Here is a 23,537-nt window from a genome sequence, read left to right as displayed (position 1 = left end):
TCGGTGCCGCGTGCGAGGCTGGTCCGCATGCTCGAGATCAAGGTGAAGACCGAGAACTGGCAGGAGTACGTACGGATCGCACCCGCCGACCTGGCCGCCCTCGTGGCGCGGATCGGGTCCAGGGGCGACGAGTTCCTGGTGTGCCAGCGCATACCGGACCTGCCGAACGTCTTCATCCAGACCGCCCGCACGCCCGGCGAGGGCTATGTCCTGGAGCACCACGACGGGCGGACCCTGTTCCACACCGATCTCGGTGACGACGAGGGCGACCGTGTGACGGCGGCCATCGTGGGCTGGGGGCGCGGACAGGACGGCTGGGACGCCGGCTTCAGCTGGGAGACGGTGGAGCTGCCGGTGCCCGCCCAGGTGCCCGAACTGCCGGAGGACATACGGGAGAAGGTCGAGGAGCGCGTACGCGGACTGCTCGTCCAGGGCTATCTCGGGCGGGCCGCGCTGGCCGAGGCCGCCGAGGAGTGGCTGGTCGACGAGGACGAGCGGCCCGTCTCGCAGGCCCAGGCCCGCCGCCTCGCGGACCGGCTGTGGGTGGAGCGGGTGCACGAGCAGGCGGCCTGGCAGGGGACGACGGACCCCGAGCGGCTGGCCGCGGCCTTCACGGCGCTCGACGGCAGCGGCATCACGGCCAAGGAGAACTTCACGTGCTGCCGCAGCTGCGGCATGGCGGAGATCTGGGCGGCGGGGGCCGAGGACGCGCGCGGGTTCGTCTTCTTCCACCAGCAGGGCACCGAAGCGGCCGCCGAGCACGGCGACTTGGCGCTCTACTACGGCGGTTTCGAGTGCACCCCCGAGTACACGGCGTCAGTCGGACGCGAGGTGGTGGCCGCCCTGGAGGCGGCGGGCCTGAGCCCGCGCTGGACCGGTTCGCCGGACGAGGCGATCCATGTCCAGGATCTGGACTGGCGCCGGCGCCTGGTGGGCTGAACCGGCCGGAGAAGGCTGCTGATCAGGCCATCTGTGCGTCCGGATCCGTATCACCGTACGAGAGGGGCCTGCTGTCGCGGGCGGGCGTCTGCTTCAATGGACGCATGGCCGCCAACCAGAACACCGCGAAGGGTCGCTTCGACCTCGAGCCGTTCTGGCCGTCCCGTCAGCATGACGACTTCGACCGCGTGTGTTGCCGCGTGAGGAACGCACCGGCCCTCTAAAGCCGTTCACCGCCCCATCCCGGTCGGTGCGGTCTTCGGTCGGTGCGAGTGCGTACGTCCCGTCACGTCCACTTCGCGCGAAAGAGCTGACCTCCTCATGGCCAACACCCGTGTCTTCTCCGCCGCTACGGCGCCCGCTCCGGCTCCCGTGGCCCCGCAGCCCGCCGGCCTCCCCTCCCCGCGCCACCGATTGCGCGCCGTCCAGCAGGACGAGGTGGCCCAGGAGCTGGTGCCGAGCATCGACGTGGCCGACTATCTGCCGCCGGGCGCCACCTGGCTGCCCGCGCCCCAGCACACGCTGCCCTCGCTGCCGGGCCGGCCGCCGATGGTCGGGTACCTGGTGCTGGTGCCGGCCGAGCCGCAGAGCGCGGCCCCCGAGTCGCCCGCGGCCGCTCGGGCCGATGTCATCCGTATCGACTCCGTGCAGCGCGTCGCGGAGGTGGCCGGGCGGCAACTCGACCTCACCTACCTGGAGTTCGAGCTGCTCGCGCATCTCGTGGCGCACCCGCAACGGGTGCACAGCCGGGACTCCCTGGTGCAGACGGTGTGGGGGTACGGGCATGTGGGCGACGGGCGGACCGTCGACGTGCACGTGGCGCGGCTGCGGCGCAAGCTCGGCGCCGAGTACCGGGACGCGATCCAGACGGTACGGCGCGTGGGGTACAAGTACACGCCGCCGCGGGCCGGTTGAGCGCGGCTCGATCGGGCTGATGGAGCGCGGGGGTGCCGGTTCGGCGACCGGCACCCCCGCGCTGCCGCGCTCCCGTGCTCCCGCCTAGGACACGCCCGTACGCGACCGGCCGCGGACCGCACCCGCGACCGCGTCGATCACGAGGAACACGAGCAGGCTCAGGCCGAACAGCGGCACGTACCAGCCGATGACCGCGGTGACCGCAAGGAGCGGCAGCAGGACGGGCAGCGGCACCTTGCGCCAGGTGCCGCGCGGCATGGCGCGGCCCACGCCCAGGGCACCGGACTTCGTCGGGCGGCGCAGCCACCACATGCGGTAGCCCCAGAAGATCAGCAGCAGCGTGCCCAGCATGAGGCCCGCGAGCAGCAGCTGGTTGGGCAGGCCGAAGAGCACGCCCATGTGCAGGTTGATGCCGAGGCTGGTGAGCTTGGCGAGCAGCGGGTAGTCGGCGAAGCGGACCGTGTCGAGCACCTTGCCGTCGGCCGGGTCGATCGCGACCGAGTCGAGGTGGTACGGCCAGGTGGTGTCGTTCTGCTTGACCACGTAGCCCCGGCCCTCGGTGGGGAGGGTCACCGTCGTCTTTCCGTCGATGCCCTCGCCGCGTGCGATCTCCAGGACGCGGTCGAGGCCGATGTCCGTGCCCTGGTGGGCCGCGTGGTCACCGCCGCCGCCGTGGTCGCCGTGGCCCGAACTCCCGCCCTGGCCGGGCGTGGTGGCGGCGTCGACCACCGGGGTCGCTCCGCCGAGCCGGTCCTGCAGTTCGCCGATGCTCACGCCCGCGTACTTGGACCAGGTGAGTCCGGTGGCGGAGAGGAAGAGCAGCCCGAGCGCGGCCCACAGGCCGACGGTCCCGTGCCAGGACAGGGTGCGGGCGCGGCCCTTCTTCTGCCCGCGCGCGGGCCTGACCAGCTCGCGGCGGCGGGCCCTGCGCCGGCCGAACCACAGGAGCAGTCCGCCGAGGACGACCACCCACAGCCAGCTCGCGGCGAGTTCGCTGTAGTGGCGGCCGGGTTCGCCCAGGTGGAGATGGCGGTGCAGCTCGGAGGTCCAGGCGCGGACCGGCAGGGCGCCGGAGCCGCCGTAGGAGGGGAGTTCGCCGCGGATCTCGCCGTTGTACGGGTTCACGAACACCGCGAGCGACTTGCCCTCCTCGACCTCCGGGCTGCTGAACAGCACGCGGGTGGTCATGCCCTCCTCGTACGAGGGCCAGACGGCGGTGACGGTGCCCTCGGGGTGGGCCTCGCGGGCGGCCTCGACCTGCTCGGCGAGCGGGAGGGCCGAGTCGCCGGCGGGGACTTCGAGTTCATGGCTGTACACGACCTTCTCGGCCTGGAAGGAGAGCGCGTACAGGAGCCCGCTGGCGGCGGCGACGAACAGGAACGGGGCGATGAGGATGCCCGCGTAGAAGTGCAGGCGCAGCAGGAGGGGGCGCAGCGCGGACCATGCTCCGGGCTTGGCTGCGGGGTCGGTGGCGGGGGTGGGCGGGGATGCGGGGGTGGTGAGGGTGGAGGTGGTGGATGTTCCGTCTGGTCCCGATGGGTCGGATTGTTCCGGCTTCGGGCGGTCGGCAATGGCCATGGCTGTCCTCGGAGTTCGCGTGGGCGCGCCGGAGCCCGGCGGGTGGGCGCGGGCGTTGGCGCGCAAGGGCAGGGGTGACTCACCCACCGCCTGCGCGGAGACGCGAGAGGAGCCGCCCGTGGGTGCGGGCCCGCATGAGGGTGCGCGTGGGCGCGGGTGCGGGCCGCGTGGGCCGGGAGGCATTGCGGGACCGGGTGGTCCGCGGGCCTGCGCGGCGGACGGTCAGGCGGCGGTGGGTGCTTGGTGCGGGAGATGCGCCCACGCGGGAGGCCCGCGCCGGATGACGGCATGTGCGAGTACGGCGGTACGGGGACACGCCTGTGTACGCCGGGTCCGGCGCCGCTGCACGAGCTGGGGTGCGGCGGGCAGCCGTACGGAGGAGAGCAGCAGCCGCAGCGGGGTGAAGGCGAAGGCGGCCAGGGCCTCGACGAGTTGGAAGAACGCCGCCTCGCCGCGGGCGATCCACAGCGCGCAGAGCACGGCGGCCACCAGGTGGGCGGCGAGCATGCCGAACGAGCCGTGGGTGAGGGTGTCGAGCAGACCGGGCTCGGCCGCCATGCCGGGCATGCCGGTGTGCCGCAGGTGGGCGGCGTGCGGGGACGGTGGGGCGGTGTGGGCGCCGGTCAGCGCGAAGATGCCGTGCAGCAGGGTCTGGACGGCGACCATGCCGGCCGCGATGGAGGGCAGGCCGCGGCGGCGGCCGCCCGCGCACCAGGTGCCGGCGGTCAGGGCCGCGAAGGCCAGCAGAACGGGGCCGAGCGGAAGTTCGTGCTCGGACATGGACGAATGCCCCACGCCGGCCAGCGTGACCGCGACTGCCGCGAAGAGGGCGGCTCGCAGGGCGCGCAGAGGCGAGCGGGTGTGGGTCATCGCGCACATCGTGCCAGCTTCTCGGTGTTGCGCAAGAGGCACCCTGTTCTTGTGGGGTGCCCCTCGGGTCGCGGGGGTGTCGGCGGGGCTACGCCCCACCGCCCCCGACGCGGGCTCCACACCTGCACCCCGGCATTCTCGGCTGCCGCCGACAGGGGCGCTGCGCCGCTCCGCGGCGCCAGAGATGTGAGGCGAGGCTGACGCCCCACCGCCCCCGGCGGGGGCTCCGCCCCCTGCGCCCCCGGATCGCCGGCCGCCCCCAACGGCAGTGACGTGGGCGGGCCTCGGACCGGCTGCACCCCGGCGGCTGCTGCGCCGCTCCGCGGCGCCGAGTGAGGGTGGGGCTTGCGCCCCACCAACCCCCGCGGGGGCTCCGCCCCCTGCACCCCCGGCATCCTCGGCCACCGCCAACGCCGATGCCGCCCTGCGCCGCTCCGCGGAGTGGCGCAGCACCGGACTGGGCGGCAGCCCAGGATGGCGCGGCAGCCCAGGATGGCGGGGGCTGGGGCGCCCCACCGGGCGGGGGCTCCGCCCCCGCCACCCTCCGCTGTCGCCGAACGCGGCGGTGCGCCGGTCCGTGGCGCTCAGGGGACGGGGCCACCGGCCCGCGTGGTGATCTGCCCTCGGCAGAGGGGCGTTCCCCTTCGGGGCGAGGCCCGGCACGATCGGCGTCATGAAACTTCTTCTTCTCGGTGGTACGGAGTTCGCAGGGCGGGCGGTGGCCGAGCGGGCACTCGCTCGCGGGTGGGAGCTCACCGTGTTCAACCGGGGCAGTCATGCCGCTCCCGCGGGGGCCGTCCAGCTGGTCGGGGACCGCACCGTGGCCGGAGGGCTCGGTGCGCTGGCCGAAGGCGAGTGGGATGCCGTGATCGACACCTGGTCCAAGGCGCCGCGTGCCGTGCAGGATGCGGCGCGGCTGCTCGAGGACCGTGTCGGGCGGTATGTGTACGTGTCGAGTTGCTCGGTGTACCGGTGGGCCCCGCCCGCCGGGTACGACGAGGGCGCCGAGCTCGTCGAGGGCGAGGCGGGTGCGGAGGGCGGCGACTACGCCGCCCTCAAGCGCGGGGGCGAGCTCGCCGTGCTGGAGAGCTTCGGTGCCGGACGCAGCCTCCTCGTGCGGGCGGGCCTGCTGCTCGGACCGTACGAGAACATCGGGCGGCTGCCCTGGTGGCTGGGCCGGATCGCACAGGGCGGCCCCGTGCTCGCGCCGGGTCCGCGGGATCTGCCGCTGCAGTACGTGGACGTACGGGACATGGCCGAGTGGATGCTCGACGCCGTCGAGTCGGGCCTGAGCGGCCCGTACAACATGATGAGCCCGCAAGGGCACACCACGATGGGCGGGCTCCTGGAGGCCGTCGTGGACGTGACCGGGTCCGACGCCGAGCTGCGCTGGACCGATCCGCAGGCGATCCTCGACGCCGGGATCGCGCCGTGGACCGACCTGCCGGTGTGGACGCCGCCCGGCACCGACATGCACGACGCGCTGCACGCCGCCGACGTGTCCCGGGCCGTCGCGACCGGGCTGCGCTGCCGGCCCGTACGCGAGACGGTCGCCGACACCTGGGCCTGGTTGCAGTCCATCGGCGGCGAGGCACCGCAGCGCCCCGACCGGCCGCGCCTGGGCCTCGCCCCGGAGACCGAGGCGAAGGTCCTCGGTCTCTGAGGCAGCGGGCTCGGTTCCGAGGCAGTGGCTCGGCTCCGAGCAGCGGCTCGGTTCCGAGGCCGCGGGCCGCTCGGGTCCGTGGCGAATCTGCGCTCCCTCGACGGACTACGGGGGGTGGTGCCAGGTACACCCCCCGGTCGGGGGTCCGGCCCCGTGACCTGGAGCTGGGCGCCCGTCAGACTGTTCTGCGTACGGCCGGACCCACGGCCCGTGCGGGAGAACAGGCGGGAGCGGACATCATGGACCGGACGAAGGCACGCGGGTCGCTGATCGCGGCGGCGCGGGGCCTGGCCCTGGCGCTGCTGGCGCTGGTGGGCTCGATCACGCTGTTCGTCCTGTCGGTGGTGTCGATCGCGCTGATCCCGATCGGGGTCGGGGTGTTCACCACGCCGTTCGTGCTCGGTTTCGTACGGGCGCACGCCCAGCAGCGGCGGCAGCTCGCCCGCGCGTGGGCGGGCGTGGAGATCGCGACGCCGTACCGGCCGTTCCCCGCGGATGTGCGCCGTGGCGTGGTCGGGCAGGTGGAGCGGTGCAGTCTGCTGCTCAAGGACCCGGCGACCTGGCGCGATCTGCGCTGGCTCCTGACCGACATGACCGCCGGTGCCGTGACGGCGATCCTCGCTCCGGGGCTGCTGCTCGAAGGTGTCTTCGGGGTCCTGCTGTTCGCCGGCCTGTGGACGGTGCTCGGCGACGGCTGGTGGTACGCGTTCATCCCGGTCGGCGGCTGGGGCTCGGCCTTCCTCGCCTCGCTGCTCGGCTGCGTGTGGATCACCGTGGGGATGTTCGCCAACCCGTATCTGGTCCGCGCCCACTTCAAGGTCGCCGAGGCCTCGCTCGCCCCGGCCCGCGAGGCCGCGCTCGGCGCCCGTATCGACCAGCTCACCGAGTCCCGGCACGCCGCGGTGGACGACTCGGCGGCCGAACTGCGCCGGATCGAACGGGACCTGCACGACGGCGCCCAGGCCCGGCTCGTCGCGATGGGCATGGACCTCGGCACGATCGAGGCGCTGGTCGAGAAGGACCCGGCGAAGGCCAAGGAGCTGCTGCGGCAGGCGCGGCAGAACTCCGCGGACGCGCTCACCGAGCTGCGCGACCTGGTCCGCGGCATCCACCCGCCGGTGCTCGCCGAGCGCGGGCTCGGGGACGCCGTGAAGGCGCTCGCGCTGCGCCTGCCGATCCCCTCCGACGTGGACGTCACGCTGCACGGCCGGCTCGGCGAACCGGTCGAGTCCGCCGCGTACTTCGCGGTGAGCGAGGTGCTGACCAACGCGGTCAAGCACTCGGGTGCCGAGCGGATCTGGGTGGACGTGCACCACGCCGACGGCCATCTGCGGATCGCCGTGACCGACAACGGCAAGGGCGGCGCGCGGATCAGCGCCGGCAGCGGTCTGACGGGGGTGGAACGGCGGCTCGGTACATTCGACGGTGTCCTGGCCGTCAGCTCCCCCGCGGGCGGTCCCACCATGGTGACCATGGAGATCCCTTGCGCGTACTCCTAGCCGAAGACCTGTTCCTGCTGCGCGACGGCCTGGTGCGGATGCTGGAGGCGTACGACTTCGAGGTCATCGCGGCCGTGGAGTCGGGGCCCGAACTCACCAAGGCCTTCGCCGAGTTGACGCCCGACGTGGCGATCTGCGACGTACGCCTGCCGCCCTCGCACACCGACGAGGGCTTGCAGTGCGCGCTCGCCGCCCGGCGGGCGCGGCCGGGTCTTCCGGTCCTGATCCTGTCGCAGCACGTGGAGCAGCTGTACGCGCGCGAGCTGCTCGCGGACGGCAACGGCGGGGTGGGCTATCTGCTCAAGGACCGGGTGTTCGACGCGGAACAGTTCATCGACGCCGTACGCCGGGTCGCGGCGGGCGGGACCGCGATGGACCCGCAGGTGATCCAGCAGCTCCTGTCGCGCCGGCAGGCGGACCGGCCGCTCGGCGGGCTCACGCCGCGCGAGCTCGAAGTGCTCGAACTCATGGCGCAGGGGCGGTCGAACGCGGCGATCGCGAGCCAGCTGGTGGTCACCGAGCGGGCGATCGCCAAGCACACCTCGAACATCTTCGCGAAGCTCGGTCTGCCGGTGTCGGACGACGACAACCGGCGGGTGCTCGCGGTGATCGCCTATCTCGACCAGGGGCGGTGAGGGGCCGCGCGGCGAGGAGTGCGCGCACGTGACCAAGTCCGGGGCGAATGAGGCGTGTTGAATGCCTTGTGCCGGAATTGAGTACGGAGAAAGCTACGAACTTCCGGGGCCGCTGAAACAAGCGGAGATCGTCCGCGTACACAGCCCCATGGGACGCACATCTCGTCAACGATCACGTAAACGCTCCACACTGGCCGGCCGGGCGATCGCCGCCTCCACGGCATTGATCCTGGGTGCCGGCGGCCTGACGATGGCGAACTTCTACGCCTCGGCCGGTGAGGAGAGCGGCTCGCCCCCGGCCGGGCAGGGGTGGGACTCCGGGCAGCGGATGTCCACCATCGACTGCCCGGACGTCTCCCAGGTGCTGCAGAACGTGCCCGAGGGGGCGCGCGCGGCCGTCGACCGTGAACTGGCCGCCCTGGACACCCAGATCACCCAGGCATACGAGCAGTTCGCGCAGGGACAGCAGGACGTCCTCGGCCCGCTGGAGGAGCAGCGCCGCGGCACGCTCGCCGCGATATCGGGCGCGATCCAGGAGGCCGGCGGACAGCCGCCCGAGGGTCTGGACTCGCACGCGCCGTGCACGTTGCGGGCCGACGACTCGCAGCCTCAGCAGCCGCCGCAGAGCGGCAGCCCGGCGCCCGGCGAGGAGCCGGGGCAGGGCGGGGACGCGGGTCAGGACGGCGGGCAGGGCGAAGACCCCGGCCAGGGCGAGGACGGCGGCCAGGACCAGGGCAACGGCGGGCAGGCGGGCAACGGCCCGTCCCCCGACGACTTCGTGCCGATCGAGGACGTCGAGCCCAATGTGAGCAAGGTCCGCAACAAGCGCGGGGCGTCCCGGGGTTCGTTCGAGACGAAGTGCGGCACGAACGCGAACGGGAAGTTCAACCCGGACAACGTCATCGTCGCGCCCGGCGTGAGCAACGGCGCCCACCACATGCACGACTATGTCGGCAACCAGGCCACGGACGCCTTCTCCAGCGACGAGGACCTCGCGAACGGCGACACCACCTGCCGCAACCGGCGCGACAAGTCCACGTACTACTGGCCGGTGCTGCGGATCCAGAACGGACAGGACGAGGACGACGCGCAGGCCGACGGCGGCGGCAACGACAAGAACGTCGGCGAGATCCAGACCCCCGACCAGGTCACGCTGAAGTTCGTGGGCAGCCCCACCGGCCGGGTCGTCGCGATGCCGCGGTTCCTGCGGATCATCACCGGTGACGCCAAGGCCTTCACCAACGGCAACGGGAACGCCAACGCTTCCTGGAGCTGCACCGGCTTCGAGAACCGGCAGCTGAAGGACAAGTACCCGCTGTGTCCCGAGGGTTCGAAGGTCGTGCGCACCTTCAAGTTCCAGAGCTGCTGGGACGGACAGAACATCGACAGCGCCAACCACCGCACCCATGTGGCCTTCGCCGACGCGAACGGCCGCTGCCCGTCCGGCTTCCGGGCCATTCCGCAGCTGGTGCAGCGGATCGTCTACGACGTGCCGCCGGAGCCGAACTTCGCCGTGGACTCCTTCCCCGAGCAGCTGCACAAGCCCGTCACCGACCACGGCGACTTCATCAACGTCTTCGACGACCGCGAGATGCGGCGCCTGGTGAACTGCATCAACCGCGGCGCCCGCTGCCGCTGACCCCCGCCCCCTCAACCCCTCCCCCACCTAGCCCCTAGCCCCTGCCTGCACCTTCCCCCCATGACCTTGGGCCCCGTCCCCCACCGGGGCCCAAGGTTCCGGCCTGCGCGGCCGGCTCAGTGCTGATGACCGGCGCCCTCCTCCGGCTCCTCGGAGTGCCCGTCGTCGTGACCGTCCGAGTGCCCGCTCCCCCCGGTACCGCTACTCCCCGAGTGGTGCCCGGCGCGCTCCACGGTCCCGCCGAGTCGGCCGCGCAGTGACACGACCACCTTCTCCTCGCCGCTGACGACCCACTTGCGGCCCACGAGGTACGTGCCGCCGTAGTCGTTCGCCTCGTTGATCCACTCGCGCTGGCCGCGGTCCGTGGCGAACGTGGTGAGGATGAACCGGCCCGCGCCGCTGCGGCAGTTGGCCTGCCGCAGCTCGGCCGCGTCCGTCTGCACGTTGGGCTCGCAGTCCGCCTTGTCGGCGATCTCCTCCAGGCTGCCGGTGACCGTCTCGGGCACCGGATCCTCCTCGCCGCCGCATCCCGTCACGAGGGTGAACAGGGCGGCCGCACAAGCCAGTCGGACTATGTGGGGGCGTAGACGCATCTGCCCATCGTGCACCGCCCGCACCCCTGTCCGCGGGGTTTCGCGGAGGTGCAGCGCCTCGGGCCGCCCCGAGCGATCGATACGGCCAACTCGGCTCGCGGGAGCCTCAGTTGAGGCGCCTCCATCGCATTCGAGTGACCATCCCATGATTCGCTCGTTTTGCTGAACGTGAGCTCTCCGGATGTCGCCACCCGCCGCCCCGCCCAGGATCCCGCGCCGGCCGCCCCGGCCGTGGCCCTCGAACAGGCCGAGGCGGCCATCGTCGAGCACTATCCCCGGCTCGTGCGGCTGGGCTACCTCGTGCTGCCGCCGAGCCTCGGCCGCAACCGCCGGGTCCTGACCGCGCACGCGCTGGCCCAGCGCGCCCTGCCCAAGGGCCGCACCCCGGGCGAGGCGCCGGCCTTCCCGCAGCAGCGCACGGAGGGCGCGCGCGGGCGGCTCGGCGATCCCGGATACGCGTATGTGCGGCTGCGCGTGCTGCGCGGGGCCCTGGCCGCGGGGCTGCCGCTGCGGCGCAGGGCCTGGCCCCGGCGCGCCCAGTTCCCGCCGCTGCTGCCGCAGGTGTGGGGTCTCAGACTGTTCCCGCGCTCGGGCGGTGCCGACGAACTCGCCCTGGACCAGCGGCTTTCCGCCCTGTCGGGGCCGGCCCGCGCCGCCTATGTGCTGCGCGGCCTCGAAGGGCTGCCCGACACCGAGGTGCGCAGGATCCTGGACGCGGCCGGGGTGGAGGACCCGCACGCGGCGCTCGCCGAGGCGGACGGCGTGGAGGCGATGTACGCGCTGCTCGACTCCCCCGAGTTCGACCCCTGCTCGCTGCAGGCCCGGCCCACGGATCTGATGCGCCGCCGCCAGCACACCAAGGCGGCGCTGGTCGCGACCGCCGCCGTGGTGGTCTGCGGGGCGCTGCTCGGGCTGCCCGGGGACGGGTGGGGCCCGGACGGCGCCGCGGCACCCTCGTACGCGAAGAATCCCGCGGCCGAAGCCGCCCTGGATCCGGACCAGTTGACGGCCGCAGGCGCCGACGCTTGGAAGCGCTCGGCGCGCACCGACTTCTCGGCCTGGCCCGCGCGCGGCTCGCTCACCGGCGACAAGGACCTGCTGCGCCGGGCGCTCGCGGTGTGGGCGCGGCCCGGCAGGAGCGTGCAGGTCTCGGCGACGCCCGGCACCCCGGCGGGCGCGCCGCCCGGGCCCGCGCAGCTCCTGTACGCGGGCGAGGTGGACCAGGCGCGCGTCGTGGTCCTGTACGACGGGCTGCGGATCGCGCGCTATGCCGAGCCCAAGGAGGGCACGAGCGGCGCGGCCCTGGACTTCGCCCGCGTGGACGGCGCGGGCACGGCCACCGCGAGCGCCCTGGTCGTGGGCCGCACGGACGGCAATGTGCGCTATCTGACGGCCCCTTGGGTCAGCGAGGTGGCGGTCCGCGACCTCACCGACCCGTCCGCGCGGGCCCGTGCGCTCGGCCGCACCGAGGACGGCGTCACCGACCCGGTGGCGAGCTCGGCGCAGGCCCGCAAGTGCACGTCGTGGAACGCGCTGGAGCTCGGGGACAACGCCACCACCCGCACCGTCACCGACCTCGGCGAGCTCACCCCGGCCCACCTCACGTCGGGCCGCCCCGAGGCGCCCCGCGAGCTGGCCGGCGGCGCCGCCCGCAGGAGCTGGGCGCAGACCGCCTGTCTGCTGCCGACCGTCCGCTCGCACGGGGTCCGCTCGGTCAACTCGTGGGCGTACGCGCACCAGACGCTGCCCGAGGACAACGGCACCGCGACCTGGGTGTGCACCCGCGCCGAGACCTGGCGGGGCGCGGGCAGCCGTACGCTCGCGCAGTTCCAGGCCCCCGGCAAGCCGACCGGGGCCATCGCCGCCAAGGCGGAGGACGCGCCCGCCTGCGGGCCGCGCGACCCGAAGGTGCTTGCCGGAGTGCTGTGGAAGTCGCAGGGCGGCAGCTGGTATCTGCTGGCCGGCGGCAGCCGCCAGATCGAATCCATCGAGACCTCGGGCGGCGTGCGCGCCTCGGCGGACGGCAACACCCTGTCCGTCCGCGCGAAGGAGGGCGCCCGTGCGGAGCTCGACGGACGCCTGGAGAACGGGGACAAGGTGAGCGTGCTGCGGTGACGACCGGGAGGCCGCGCCTCCCGGTCAACTCCCGTGTGCACAGGGGTGTTGCCAACTCCTTACCCGTCAGTACATTGACGGCATGTCTAATACGCAGGCTCGGCTACCGCAGCCGTTGGGGTCTCCCCTGTTCGAGCGCAGCCGAGAACTCGGGGAAGCGTCGGAGCACATCGCGCTCAAGGCACGCAAGGTCTCCTTCGCCTGGGAGGGGACGCCGCTGCACTGGATCCCGGACGACCCGTTCACCACGCACACCATCAATGTGCTGCACCTGCTGCTGCCCGCGGGCGAGCGCTGGTTCGTGCACGTCTACAAGCAGGTCCTGCCGTACATCAGGGACGAGAAGCTGCGCGCGGACGTGATCGGGTTCATCGGGCAGGAGGCGATGCACGCCCAGGCCCACGACGAGGTCCTGCCGCACCTCAAGGAGCAGGGCCTCGACCCGGCGCCGTATCTCGCGCAGGTCGACTGGCTCTTCGAGAAGCTGCTCGGGGACCGGACGCTGCCGCCGGGCCGGGCGCGCACGTGGTGGCTGTACGAGCGGGTCGCGCTGATCGCGGCGATCGAGCACTACACGGCCTTCCTCGGCGACTGGGTGCTCAACGCCGAGAGCCTGGACCGCAAGGGCGCCGATCCGACGATGCTTGACCTGCTGCGCTGGCACGGCGCGGAGGAGGTGGAGCACCGGTCGGTGGCCTTCGAGCTGTTCCTGCACGTGGACGGCGGTTACGCGCGCCGGGTGCGCACCTGGGCCACGGCCTTCAGCGCCCTGGTCTTCCTGTGGCAGCGCGGCGCCCGCTTCTTCATGGAGAACGACCCGACGCTGGTCGACGGGCGGGCCACCTGGCGGGAGTTCTTCGCGAAGGGGCAGCAGGGGATGCTGCCGACGGCCGGTGCGATGGCCCGCTCCATCCCGCGCTATCTGGACCGCCGTTACCACCCCTCCCAGGAGGGCTCCACGGCGCAGGCCGTGGCCTACCTCGCTTCGTCTCCGGCCGCGCTGGCCGCCGAGGCCCGCGAGAAGGGCGCCCACTGACATGCCCCGACTGCGTACCGTCGCGGCCGCGGCCGGTGTCGCGCTGCTGACCCGGCGCGCGCTGCGCCGCCGGATCGCGCGCTCGCCGCTGTGGCCGCTGCCCGCCCTGCCGGTGCCGACCTCCGGACGGCCGCGCGACCGCGCCCTCACGCTGACGCTGGCGGGCCGCGAGGAGATCGCCGAAGGTGTGGTCCAACTGCGGCTGCACGGGCAGGACTTGCCGCCCTGGGAGCCGGGCGCCCATCTCGAACTCACCCTGCCGTCCGGCCTGGTGCGGCAGTACTCGCTGTGCGGCGACCCGGCCGACCGCACCGCGTACACCCTCGCGACCCGGCTCGTCGAGGACGGCCGGGGCGGCTCGCGCGAGGTGCACGAGGAGCTGCGCCCGGGCATGCGGCTGCGGGTGCGCGGGCCGCGGAACCGGTTCCCGCTGAAGCCCTCGTCCGCGTACGTGTTCGTCGCGGGCGGCATCGGGATCACCCCGATCCTGCCGATGCTGCGGGCTGCCGAGGCCTCGGGGGCCGACTGGCGGATCCTGTACTGCGGGCGCAGCCGGGCCTCGATGCCGTACCTCGACGAGGTCGAGAAGGCGGCCGGGCCGGACCGGCTGACGGTGGTGGCCGAGGACGAGTCCGGACGGCCGGACCTGGCCGCGCTGTTGGCCGAGGTGCCGCGGGCGGCGGCCGTGTACTGCTGCGGGCCCGCGCCGCTGATGGACGCGGTGGCCGAGGTCCTGCCGGCCGGGTGCACGCTGCACCGGGAGCGGTTCACGGCAGCCGCGGCCGTCGAGGGCGACGAGCCCTTCGAGGTCGAACTGCGCCGCAGCGGGCGGACGGTGACCGTGGCGGCCGACGAGAGCGTGCTCACGGCCGTACGGCGGGAGCTGCCGGCCACCGCGTACTCCTGTGAGCAGGGCTTCTGCGGTACGTGCCAACAGCGGGTCCTGGCGGGCGAGATCGAGCACCGCGACGAGCTGCTCACCGACGTCGAGCGCGAGGGCTCGATGCTGATCTGCGTCTCGCGGGCCAGGGGCGGGCGGCTGGTGCTCGATCTCTAGGCGCTCGTCCGCCGGGCGGGCGCGCGCCCCGCGGCACAGGCCTGGAAGCCCCCGCGCCCCTGCCCGTTAGAGTGTTCGTATGACGACCGGGGTGCGCCGCAGGATGGCGGTCGAGGAGCGGCGCCGGCAACTCATCGGCGTGGCCCTCGAGCTGTTCAGCCACCGCTCCCCCGACGAGGTCTCCATCGACGAGATAGCGGCGGCCGCGGGCATCTCCCGGCCGCTCGTCTACCACTACTTCCCCGGCAAGCTCAGCCTGTACGAGGCGGCACTGAAGCGGGCCGCCGAGGATCTGGCGGAGCGCTTCGTGGAGCCGCACGAAGGGCCGCTCGGGGCGCGGCTGCTGCGGGTGATGGGCCGGTTCTTCGACTTCGTGGACGAGCACGGGCCCGGGTTCTCGGCGCTGATGCGCGGCGGTCCCGCGGTGGCGGGGACGCTCGGCCGCGACGCGGACGCGGCGGTGAACGCCAACGCCCTGATCGACTCGGTGCGCCAGGCCGCGTACGAGGAGATCCTGCGGCACCTGGGGATCACCGAGCCGCCCGCGCGGCTCGAACTCGTCATCCGCTCCTGGGTGTCGCTCGCCGAGTCCACGGCGCTGATCTGGCTGGACGGCCGCCGCATCCCGCGCGCCGAGCTGGAGCTCCAGCTGGTCCACGACTTCGCGGCGCTCACCGCGGTGAGCGCCGCGTACGACACGGAGATGGCCGCGATCCTGACCGGCATCCTCGCCGAGGAGCCGGCGGACGGCCCGTTCGGCGACCTGGTGGCGCGACTGGTGGCGCTGGCACCCCGGTAGCGAGGCTCCTCGGCGGAACGGCCGGGTCAGACCTTCGCGTACGACCCGTCCAGATCCCGTACCTCGGCGGACACATGACCCGCGACGGACGTGCCCGCCACGAACTTGCCCGCGAGCTCCACGGCCGCGGTCGCCAGCTGCTTCTTGGTCTCCTCGCTGCGGCCCGCGAGCAGGGCGATCTCGATGTGCAGGACGCCGGGGCCCGCCGCCTCGTCCCCGACCACATTCTCCTCGGTGGTGCGGAAGCGCGTCTTGCACGCGGCGAGGCGCGCGCCCGCGATCTCCACGACGAGCGGGTGCAGCGCGAGCGCGAAGCCGCGGCGGTCGAAGGCGTCGGTGAGCTGCGCGGGGTGGTCGACGGTGATCTGCGGCATGGGGTGCTCCGTGGTCGTTCGGGTCGGTCGGATGCGAGCGGTTCGAGCGTACGGCGGGCGGTACCGGGGCGTGCCGCGGGTACCACCCCCGCGGCGTCCGCCCCGGCCCCCCGGCGCATACTGAGCCCATGATCACCCTCGACTTCCGCCCCGCCGCCGACGACCCCCATGACCTCGCGACTCTCGTCGGCCTGTACGACGGGGCCGCACGCTGGATGCAGGAGAACGGCATCGACCAGTGGAAGCCCGGCGAGAAGAGCGAGGACCACTTCCGGCTGCGGATCAAGGAGGGCGAGGTCTGGCTCGCCTCCGCGGACGGCGAGCCGGCCGGTGCGTACGAGCTGTGGTGGGAGGACGAGCCCGCCTGGGGCCCGCAGCCGCCCGTGGCCGGTTACGTGCACCGCCTGATGACCGGGCGCAGCACCCCGGCGGGCACCGGCCGTGCGCTGCTCGCCCATGCCGAGCAGCGGGTCGCGGCGCAGGGCCGCGGTCTGTGCCGGCTCGACTGCGTCTCCTCGAACCCGCGGCTGCGCGCGTACTACGAGCACGCCGGCTACACGGTCGTGGGCGAGCAGCCGTTCAAGGAGGGCGCGGGCGGCAGCAAGTACGGGGTGACGCTCCTGGAGAAGCGCCTCGCCCCCGAGCTCCCCTGAGCCGCCCGATCCCCCTGAGCCGCCCGAGCCCCGGCGCCGGGTGGCCCGGCGGGCCCTACCCCGCTTCCCCCGCAAGGCGCACCGCCAACAGCGCGATGTCGTCGGCCCGTTCGTAGCCGAAGCAGCTGAGCAGGGTGTCGCAGAGCGTGCCGAGGTCCGCGGGGCCGCCGGCGGCCACCTGCCGCAGGTGCTCGAGGGAGACGCCGAGGTCGATGCCGCGGGTTTCGATCAGGCCGTCGGTGACCATCAACAGGCGTTCGTGCGGGGCGAGTTTGAGCTCCGTGGGCTCGGGGTGGTCGAGGCCGATGCCGAGCAGCGGTCCGCTCGCCGCGCAGTAGCGCGCGGCGCCGTCCTCCACGATCAGGGGCGGGATGTGGCCTGCGTTGGCGATCCGCGAGCGGCCGGTGCCGGGGTCGATCAGGGCGAGGCAGACCGTCGCCGTGGCGTGCGGGTGGTAGCGCATGAGCAGCCGGTCGAGCCGCTCGACGAGCACCTGCGGATCGCTGGTCTCCACGGCGTACGCGCGCAGGGCGTGCCGGATCTCGACCATCACGGTGGCTGCGTCCAGGGAGTGCCCCACCACGTCGCCGACGCCGACGAGGACGCCCTCGTCGGTGGTGAGCGCCGCGTAGAAGTCGCCGCCGATCTCGGTGTGCCGGGACGCGGGCACATAGCGCACCACCACTTCGGTGCCCGGCATCGCGGGCAGCCGCTTGGGCAGGAAGCTGTGCTGGAGGGTGAGCGCGATGTTCCGCTCCACCTCGTACATCAGCAGCGGTTCGGCGGCGAGCGCGGCCGCGTGCACGAGGCGGGCCAGCAGCCGGCTGCTCTCCTCGCCCGGCCCGTCGCCCGTGGCCGCGTAGGCCGGTACGGCCACGCAGACCGGCGGGCGGGTGTCGCTGCCGCACGCGACGAGCAGCCGCGCCGACTCGGACTGGCCGGCGCGGAAGTAGCCGGCCGGCCACATCGGGCTGGGCACGATGGTGGACTGCACCCCGGTGCGCCCGGCCATCAGGCGTTCGCTGAGCCGTACGACCTCCTCGGCGGCGCTCGCGTCGGGCAGCGCGTGCGAGGCACGGCGGCGTGAGGTGCCGACGACGAGTTCGCCGTCCGCGCCGGAGACGAAGGCCACCGCGGGGCTGCCGCTGAGCCGGGCCGCGCCGGTCGCCGTGGCCGTGGCCAGCTCCTTGGGGCAGCGGGCCGCCTGCACGGCGAGCACGGCCTCGGCGAGCAGCGAGAGCCGGGCCGACTCGGCCTCGGCGGTGGAGCGGAAGCGGGCGCCGCGTACGGCGGCCCGTACGACCGCCTGGATCTCCTCCGGTTCGGCGGGCACCGTGAAGTAGGCGTCGGCGCCCGCGTCCAGGCCGCGGGTGCGGTCGCCGGGTCCCGCGGGCTTGGCGGAGAAGTGCACCACCGGCATGCCGGAGGTGAGGGGCAGTTCCTTGATACGGCGGCACAGTTCGTAACCGCTCATATCGGGCAGCCCGATGTCGACGAGCGCCACGTCGGGCAGGGCGCCCGCACGTTGCAGCGTGTCCAGTTCGATGAGCGCCTCGCCCGCGCTGGCGGCGGGCACCACTTGGTGCCCGGCCCTGCGCAGGACGGCGCCTAACGCGTACCGGCTTGCGGGTGCGTCATCGACGACCAGGACGGTGGTCTCGTCGGCGGGTTCCGGGCTGCCTTCCGTTGCGTTCATGGATTCCCCCCGGAGGGTGGGACGCGCGGGCCGGTGTCGGTGGGTGGCCCGCGCGTCCAAGCTAGCGCTCCTCAGGTACGCGCACGGGTGAAGACGGCGACTGTCCTGCCCGGAACCGTGAAGGTCCCCGAACCCGCCTCGTATCGCGCGGACTTGACGGTACGATCGCTCCCTTCGGCCTGGACCGGATGCAGCCGGTAGCCGGTCCCTGCGGCCTGGTTGAGCTGCTGTTCCTGCCGCTCGGGCGTGGCGTTGAAGATCACCACGAGGTCGCCGAGGCGCATGGTCACCACGCCGGGCGTCTCTCGCTCACCTGACAGCGGGAACGACAGTTCGCGCTGCACCTCATCGAGACCGCCGAGCGCGAATGCGCTTTCTGTCGTACGGATGCTCAGCAGGTCGCGGTAGGCGGCCGAGGCGCCTTCGATCTGCGGGCAGCGTACGGTCGGCACGCTCGTCAACAGGGGCTTGGCATAAGGCCACTTGTCCTTGTTGTCGGCGGCCATCGGCAGGCCGCGCCCGAAGCCGTTCCCGTCGCGGCAGTCCCAGTGGATGGCGTTGAACCAGTCGCCGCTGTCGTAGGAGTTGCGGTCCAGGGACTTCGAGCGGAGCAGGTCCGTGCCGGCCTGCGAGAGCGAAGGCCCCTGGGACAGGGCGGCGGTGGCCATCGACAGGACCTGCATCCGGGCCCGGTCCTCGGCGCTCACCGTATGCGGCAGCTTGTAGGCGAGCGCGTCGAACAGGGTCTCGTTGTCGTGGGCGTCGGAGTAGGCCAGGGCGTCCCCGGGGGCGGCCGCGTATCCGGCGGGCGCGCCGTTGTAGTCGACCTCGGAGCCCTTGACCGTACGGCCGGAGCTGTCAGTGAAGGTGTAGCCGGCGAGGTTGCCGGTCAGGCCGACCTTGACGAGGTCCTGGTAGTGCAGGAGCCGGGCCTTCTGCTCGGCCGGGGTGCCGTTCGCGGGCGAGGAGTTGGGCTCGGTGAACAGGCCGGAGCCGAAGCCCTGGACGCGCGGGTCCTCGTCGAAGGGGCCGCCGCCGCGGACCGCGTCGCGGGCCCGGTCGGAGAAGGTGGCGATGCCGGTGCCCGCCATGTTCTTCTGCGTGGCCTGTTCGAAGCGGGCGTCGTCGGCGATCTCCCCGAAGTTCCAGCCCTCCCCGTACAGGATGATCTTCTTGCCGTCGACCCCGTCCTTCTCGACGGTGAGCGCGTCGAGCGCCTTGCGCACGGCGAGGATGTTGGCCTTGGGGTGGTGGCCCATGAGGTCGAAGCGGAACCCGTCGACCTTGTACTCCTTGGCCCATGTGACCAGCGAGTCCACGACGAGTTTGCCCATCATGGCGTTCTCGGGCGCGGTGTTGGCACAGCAGGTGGAGGTGGCCACGGAGCCGTCGGCCAGGAGCCGGTGGTAGTAGCCGGGCACGATCTTGTCGAGGACGGAGGTGTCCGCCTGGCCGCTCGCGGTGGTGTGGTTGTAGACCACGTCCATCACGACCCGCAGGCCGGAGTTGTTGAGCGTCTGCACCATCTCGCGGAACTCGACGGTGCGCCGGGTCCCTTCGGGGTCGGTGGCGTAGGAGCCCTCGGGGACGGTGTAGTGGTACGGGTCGTAGCCCCAGTTGTACGCGTCCTTCGCGGCGACCTCGGCCACGCACTCCTGCTGCTTCTCGGAGTCGGCCGCGTACTGCTCCAGGTCGCAGTCGACCGTCGCCTGCTGCCGCTCGGGGATGGTGGCGATGTCGAAGGCGGGCAGGAGGTGTACGTACGAGGTGCCGGAGGCGGCCAGCTTGCGCAGGTGCTCCATGCCCTTGCTCTTCGCGGACCCGAAGGCCGTGTACTTGCCGCGGTCCGCGGCCGGCACGGTCTTGTCGGCCACCGAGAAGTCCCGGATGTGCAGCTCCTGGATCTGCGCCTGGCTCATGGGGACGGCCGCGGGCTTCTTCAGGTCCGTCCAGCCCTTGGGGGCAAGGGACTTGGCGGTGAGATCGACCAGCAGGGACCGCTCGGAGTCGGTGGTGAGCGCCACCGAGTAGGGGTCGGTGACCTTGTTGGTGACGACCTTCTGCACGCTCGGCGCCCAGACCTTCACCTCGTACCGGTAGGGCTTGCCGGTCCAGGACCTGCTGCCCTTGACCGACCAGACACCGGTCCTGTCGTCCCTCTTCATCGCGACTGTTCGGCCGTCGAGTTCGAGCGCCACCGACTGCGCGGTGGGCGCCCACAACTTCAGCGTGGGCGTGCCCTTCGCGTCGAAGACTCCACCGAGCGAGGCGCCGGAGGCGTCGTACAAGTCGTCGAGGACACCGGCGAGTTGGACCCCGGTCCCGGCGACCACGGCACCGTTGGCGGCGCGCTGGGTGGCGACCACCCGGCCGCGCAGCGCCTCCTTCACCCGGTCGCGGTCGCGCGGGTCCACCGTCCAGGCCGCGTACGAGGCGAGGTGCGGGAACTTCTTCTTCTGCGCCTCGGTGAGCGAGGTCTTGGCCAGGCGCAGCCAGCGGGCCTCGTCGAGGTTCCCGTCCCGGGCGTACAGGAGCTGCGTGGAGACGGCCGACTTGGCGCCGTTCCAGGCCACGGTGTCCGCGTCGAGCCAGACCGCCTCGGCCTTGGTGTAGTCGGGCGCGGAGGCCTTGGGCTGCGGCAGCAGGTGCCGCTCCTTGCCCGCCATCAGCCAGACCTCGTGCCCTGCGGTGGCGAGGTCGAGGGACTGGTCGGAGGGGAGGTCCTTCTCGTCGCCCTTGTGCAGGATGTAGCTGAGCGACGTGGCCCCGTCCGCGAGCGGCACCTCATAGACCGCACCATAGGCGTCGGTCCGGGTGGGCAGCAGCGGCTTGGACCAGTCGGTGGGGTCCTTGGCTCCGGTCCAGGTGTGCAGGCCCCAGCCCTCGTAGTTCCCGTCGGGGCGGTGGTAGTGCAGGACGGCCTTGGTCTTGTCCTGCGGCGGGTACGCGCCGTCGGGCGCCGTGGTGGCCTGCCCGTCCTTGCCCTGTTCGACCCAGACCTCGCCGGTGGCGGCGAGGGGGATGCTGCGCTGTGGGCCGTCGGCTGTACCGGCCTTCTCGATGGTGTACGGGACTTCGGCGGCGGAGGCGTCGAGCTTCACCCAGGCGAAGGCGCCGTAGGCGTCCCGGCCGGTGAACTCGGCGGTGGTGTCACCGGACTTGAGCTGCCAGCCCTCGTAGTCGCCGTCGGCCCGCTTGTAGTGCACGACCGCGTACTCGCGCTCGACGGCGCTGGGCGGCGGCTCGACGGGCGTCGCGCCCGCGGTGGTCTCGGCGCGGTCGCTGGCGGTACGTCCGTCGGCGGAAACGACAACCGCCTTGTAGCGCACGGGGGTTCCGGCCTTGGTCCTGATGCGGTCGGTCACCTTGTACGGCGCGTGGTCAGCCGAGCCGAGGATGCGCCACCTGCCGTCGCCGGTCTGCGCGGCGAACACGACGCGGTTCAGCTGACCGCCGTCCACGTCCGCCGTCACCTGGACGGTGCCGGTGGCGCCCGCGGCGGGGGCCTTGAGGGTGATCTCGGGCGCGGTGGCGGGCTCGGCGAGCGGACCATCGGCCTTCAGGACCAGGCTGCCGTACGCGGGCACGGTGACCTCGACCTTGCGGTCCGCGCCGCTCTTCATGGCACCCGAACCGCCGTACAGCGTGCGGTAGTTCATGCCCGCCGAACCCGTGGGGATCTTCACCTTCCGCGGCTCGGCGGCGTTGTTCACGGCCACCACGTACTCGGTGCGGGACTTCGCCTCCGTACGCGAGAAGGCGTACACCGACCCCTCCGCGTACCGCTCCTGCTGCACCCCGTCCGCGAGCGCCGGGTGCGCCTTGCGGAGCTTGGCCAGCTCGGCGAGCTGCCGGTAGAGCGGGTGCTGCGGATCGTAGGCCGCGTCCTTGTGGGTGCGGTCCGTGCCGAGCTGGTCGTCGTCCAGGTAGTCGGCGGTCTGCGAGGCGAACAGGGTCTGGCGTGCGTCCTTGTCGCCGCCGGCACCCGTGAAGCCCTGCTCGTCGCCGTAGTAGACCACCGGGTTGCCGCGGCTGAGGAACATCAGCTCGTTGGCGAGCTCGTAGCGCGCGATCAGCTCGGCGTCCGTGGCCTTCGGGTTGTCCTGCTTCAGGAAGGTGCCGAAGCGGCCCATGTCGTGGTTGCCGAGGAAGGACACCTGCTCGTAGGCGTTGGCCTTGTCGGTCGTGTACTTGTAGTCGTCCGCGAACACCTTCGCGAGGCGCTCGGCGGACCCGCCCTGCGAGGCGTACGCGCGGGCCGCGTCCTGGAACGGGAAGTCCAGGGTGGAGTCCAGGCGGCCCTCGGTCACGTACGGCGAGGTGATGTCGGTGTCGGCGGAGTACACCTCGCCGAACATGAAGAAGTCCTCGCGGCCCTGCTTCTTGGCGTACGCGTCGAGCGCGGTGGCCCACTGGGTCCAGAACGCGGTGTCCACATGCTTGACGGTGTCGATGCGGAACCCGTCGATGTCGAAGTCGCGCACCCACCGCTGGTAGATCTTCGCCATGCCGTCCACGACCTCGGGACGCTCGGTCCACAGGTCGTCAAGACCCGAGAAGTCGCCCTGCGTGGAGGACTCGCCGGCGAAGGTGGAGTCGCCGCGGTTGTGGTACAGCGTCGGGTCGTTGAGCCAGGCCGGGACCTTGCGCTCGCCCGGCTTCACGACCGGGGTGTACGGGAAGTCCTGGACGCCGGGCTTCGCCCGCGGCTCGTCGTCGGCGTACGGGCGGCCCTCGGCGTCTAGGTACGGGTACGCGCCGCTGGGCTTGTACCCGTACTCCTTCTCCGCGTAGTCGATCATGTCCGCGGTGTGGTTGGTGATGACGTCGAAGAAGACCTTCATGCCCTTGTCGTGGGCCTTGTCGATCAGCTTCTCCAGGTCGGCGTTGGTCCCGAAGTGCGGGTCGACCTGGGTGAAGTCGGTGATCCAGTAGCCGTGGTAGCCGGCGCTTGCGTCCTTGCCCACGCCCTGCACGGGCCGGTTCTTGAAGATCGGCGCCATCCAGATGGAGGTGGTGCCGAGCCCCTTGATGTAGTCCAGCTTCTCGGTCAGGCCCTTGAGGTCGCCGCCCTGGTAGAAGCCCTTGTCGGCGGGGTCGAAGCCGGTCTCCAGACGCGAACCGGTCAGCCCGCCGCGGTCGTTGGCCTTGTCGCCGTTGGCGAACCGGTCGGGCAGCACGAAGTAGAACTGCTCGCGCGTGAGGTCGTGGCGGGCCGGCTCGGCGGCCAGCTTCGCGTCCGAGGGAGGCGGGGGTGGTGCGGCGGCGGCCGCGGGTACGGCGGGGATCAGCGCGGCCAGCAGCGCGGCGGCCGTCGCGACGGCGGCTCTCCGAGCGGCTGGCGCTCTTCGGGCCGCCGTCCTGCGGGCATGCGGAAGTGAACCGGTCACGGTCCGGGTCTCCTTGAGGGTGGGTGTACGGGCGGGCCGCCTCATGCAGCGGGGATTGGATGGGCATGAAGCGGCCCGCGGTTCAA

17 protein-coding genes are annotated in these 23,537 nt (G+C 72.6%); 11 read left to right on the top strand and 6 right to left on the bottom strand.

The features are described 5' to 3' along the window. The first annotated feature begins 27 nt into the window (after window positions 1–27). Window positions 28–939: a DUF6891 domain-containing protein gene (locus BLT97_RS12935; protein WP_093609383.1), complete on the top strand. Its 912-nt coding sequence runs from the start codon at window positions 28–30 to the stop codon at window positions 937–939. A 321-nt stretch (window positions 940–1,260) separates the two neighbouring features. After that, window positions 1,261–1,854 carry a winged helix-turn-helix domain-containing protein gene (locus BLT97_RS12925; RefSeq protein ID WP_093609379.1) on the top strand — a complete coding sequence of 198 codons (594 nt, stop codon included), beginning with the start codon at window positions 1,261–1,263 and terminating at the stop codon, window positions 1,852–1,854. Between the two features lie 84 nt (window positions 1,855–1,938). Here BLT97_RS12925 and BLT97_RS12920 read toward each other — a convergent pair whose 3' ends face one another. After that, on the bottom strand, window positions 1,939–3,432 hold the full coding sequence (locus BLT97_RS12920) for a PepSY-associated TM helix domain-containing protein (RefSeq protein ID WP_093609377.1): 1,494 nt from the start codon (window positions 3,430–3,432) through the stop codon (window positions 1,939–1,941). 222 nt (window positions 3,433–3,654) lie between these two features. Next, window positions 3,655–4,302, bottom strand: coding sequence for a hypothetical protein (locus BLT97_RS12915; RefSeq protein WP_093609375.1), 648 nt, complete (start codon window positions 4,300–4,302; stop codon window positions 3,655–3,657). Between the two features lie 673 nt (window positions 4,303–4,975). On the opposite strand from BLT97_RS12915, the gene BLT97_RS12910 reads away from it, so the two are divergent. The 4 genes from BLT97_RS12910 to BLT97_RS12895 all read left to right on the top strand — a co-directional run bounded on the left by BLT97_RS12910 (window position 4,976) and on the right by BLT97_RS12895 (window position 9,738). Further along, complete coding sequence (locus BLT97_RS12910; protein ID WP_093609373.1) at window positions 4,976–5,965, top strand: NAD-dependent epimerase/dehydratase family protein; 990 nt, start codon at window positions 4,976–4,978, stop codon at window positions 5,963–5,965. Window positions 5,966–6,204: 239 nt separating this feature from the next. Beyond that, window positions 6,205–7,464 carry a sensor histidine kinase gene (locus tag BLT97_RS12905; protein WP_093609371.1) on the top strand — a complete coding sequence of 420 codons (1,260 nt, stop codon included), beginning with the start codon at window positions 6,205–6,207 and terminating at the stop codon, window positions 7,462–7,464. Beyond that, window positions 7,449–8,099, top strand: coding sequence for a LuxR C-terminal-related transcriptional regulator (locus tag BLT97_RS12900; protein ID WP_093609369.1), 651 nt, complete (start codon window positions 7,449–7,451; stop codon window positions 8,097–8,099). Before BLT97_RS12905 ends, BLT97_RS12900 begins: the two co-directional genes overlap by 16 nt. Before the next feature lie 148 nt (window positions 8,100–8,247). Next, window positions 8,248–9,738: a DUF1996 domain-containing protein gene (locus BLT97_RS12895; RefSeq protein WP_093609367.1), complete on the top strand. Its 1,491-nt coding sequence runs from the start codon at window positions 8,248–8,250 to the stop codon at window positions 9,736–9,738. A gap of 116 nt (window positions 9,739–9,854) precedes the next feature. Here the strand turns inward: BLT97_RS12895 and BLT97_RS12890 are convergent, their stop codons facing one another. Beyond that, window positions 9,855–10,331, bottom strand: coding sequence for a hypothetical protein (locus BLT97_RS12890; RefSeq protein WP_245769296.1), 477 nt, complete (start codon window positions 10,329–10,331; stop codon window positions 9,855–9,857). Between the two features lie 168 nt (window positions 10,332–10,499). On the opposite strand from BLT97_RS12890, the gene BLT97_RS12885 reads away from it, so the two are divergent. From BLT97_RS12885 to BLT97_RS12870, 4 genes are all read left to right on the top strand, one after another. Further along, window positions 10,500–12,446: a hypothetical protein gene (locus BLT97_RS12885; RefSeq protein WP_093609953.1), complete on the top strand. Its 1,947-nt coding sequence runs from the start codon at window positions 10,500–10,502 to the stop codon at window positions 12,444–12,446. Window positions 12,447–12,528: 82 nt separating this feature from the next. Further along, window positions 12,529–13,482 carry a metal-dependent hydrolase gene (locus tag BLT97_RS12880; RefSeq protein WP_093609365.1) on the top strand — a complete coding sequence of 318 codons (954 nt, stop codon included), beginning with the start codon at window positions 12,529–12,531 and terminating at the stop codon, window positions 13,480–13,482. A gap of 1 nt (window position 13,483) precedes the next feature. Then, complete coding sequence (locus BLT97_RS12875; protein WP_093609363.1) at window positions 13,484–14,539, top strand: PDR/VanB family oxidoreductase; 1,056 nt, start codon at window positions 13,484–13,486, stop codon at window positions 14,537–14,539. Window positions 14,540–14,618: 79 nt separating this feature from the next. Continuing rightward, on the top strand, window positions 14,619–15,338 hold the full coding sequence (locus BLT97_RS12870) for a TetR/AcrR family transcriptional regulator (RefSeq protein WP_093609361.1): 720 nt from the start codon (window positions 14,619–14,621) through the stop codon (window positions 15,336–15,338). 26 nt (window positions 15,339–15,364) lie between these two features. Here BLT97_RS12870 and BLT97_RS12865 read toward each other — a convergent pair whose 3' ends face one another. Beyond that, window positions 15,365–15,712, bottom strand: coding sequence for a 5-carboxymethyl-2-hydroxymuconate Delta-isomerase (locus tag BLT97_RS12865; RefSeq protein ID WP_093609359.1), 348 nt, complete (start codon window positions 15,710–15,712; stop codon window positions 15,365–15,367). A 128-nt stretch (window positions 15,713–15,840) separates the two neighbouring features. On the opposite strand from BLT97_RS12865, the gene BLT97_RS12860 reads away from it, so the two are divergent. Continuing rightward, window positions 15,841–16,365: a GNAT family N-acetyltransferase gene (locus BLT97_RS12860; protein WP_093609357.1), complete on the top strand. Its 525-nt coding sequence runs from the start codon at window positions 15,841–15,843 to the stop codon at window positions 16,363–16,365. A gap of 55 nt (window positions 16,366–16,420) precedes the next feature. Here BLT97_RS12860 and BLT97_RS12855 read toward each other — a convergent pair whose 3' ends face one another. Both BLT97_RS12855 and pulA read right to left on the bottom strand, forming a co-directional pair. Beyond that, a complete protein-coding gene (locus BLT97_RS12855) occupies window positions 16,421–18,061 on the bottom strand; it encodes a fused response regulator/phosphatase (RefSeq protein WP_093609355.1) in 1,641 nt (546 codons plus the stop codon). Between the two features lie 71 nt (window positions 18,062–18,132). Further along, window positions 18,133–23,364 carry a pullulanase-type alpha-1,6-glucosidase gene (gene pulA, locus BLT97_RS12850; RefSeq protein WP_245769325.1) on the bottom strand — a complete coding sequence of 1,744 codons (5,232 nt, stop codon included), beginning with the start codon at window positions 23,362–23,364 and terminating at the stop codon, window positions 18,133–18,135. Window positions 23,365–23,537 lie beyond the last annotated feature (173 nt).

It is taken from the genome of Streptomyces indicus, from assembly GCF_900100315.1.
Lineage (GTDB): Bacteria > Actinomycetota > Actinomycetes > Streptomycetales > Streptomycetaceae > Streptomyces > Streptomyces indicus.
Note: the sequence above shows the minus strand (reverse complement) of the source record. Positions and strands in the feature narration are given on the sequence as shown.

Excerpts from the sequence above, each read along its gene's own strand:
- BLT97_RS12935 (WP_093609383.1), top strand. The coding sequence starts at position 28 with ATGCTCGAGATCAAGGTGAAGACCGAGAACTGGCAGGAGTACGTACGG.
- BLT97_RS12925 (WP_093609379.1), top strand. The coding sequence starts at position 1,261 with ATGGCCAACACCCGTGTCTTCTCCGCCGCTACGGCGCCCGCTCCGGCT.
- BLT97_RS12920 (WP_093609377.1), bottom strand. The coding sequence starts at position 3,432 with ATGGCCATTGCCGACCGCCCGAAGCCGGAACAATCCGACCCATCGGGA.
- BLT97_RS12915 (WP_093609375.1), bottom strand. The coding sequence starts at position 4,302 with ATGACCCACACCCGCTCGCCTCTGCGCGCCCTGCGAGCCGCCCTCTTC.
- BLT97_RS12910 (WP_093609373.1), top strand. The coding sequence starts at position 4,976 with ATGAAACTTCTTCTTCTCGGTGGTACGGAGTTCGCAGGGCGGGCGGTG.
- BLT97_RS12905 (WP_093609371.1), top strand. The coding sequence starts at position 6,205 with ATGGACCGGACGAAGGCACGCGGGTCGCTGATCGCGGCGGCGCGGGGC.
- BLT97_RS12895 (WP_093609367.1), top strand. The coding sequence starts at position 8,248 with ATGGGACGCACATCTCGTCAACGATCACGTAAACGCTCCACACTGGCC.
- BLT97_RS12890 (WP_245769296.1), bottom strand. The coding sequence starts at position 10,331 with ATGCGTCTACGCCCCCACATAGTCCGACTGGCTTGTGCGGCCGCCCTG.
- BLT97_RS12880 (WP_093609365.1), top strand. The coding sequence starts at position 12,529 with ATGTCTAATACGCAGGCTCGGCTACCGCAGCCGTTGGGGTCTCCCCTG.
- BLT97_RS12875 (WP_093609363.1), top strand. The coding sequence starts at position 13,484 with ATGCCCCGACTGCGTACCGTCGCGGCCGCGGCCGGTGTCGCGCTGCTG.
- BLT97_RS12870 (WP_093609361.1), top strand. The coding sequence starts at position 14,619 with ATGACGACCGGGGTGCGCCGCAGGATGGCGGTCGAGGAGCGGCGCCGG.
- BLT97_RS12865 (WP_093609359.1), bottom strand. The coding sequence starts at position 15,712 with ATGCCGCAGATCACCGTCGACCACCCCGCGCAGCTCACCGACGCCTTC.
- BLT97_RS12860 (WP_093609357.1), top strand. The coding sequence starts at position 15,841 with ATGATCACCCTCGACTTCCGCCCCGCCGCCGACGACCCCCATGACCTC.
- BLT97_RS12855 (WP_093609355.1), bottom strand. The coding sequence starts at position 18,061 with ATGAACGCAACGGAAGGCAGCCCGGAACCCGCCGACGAGACCACCGTC.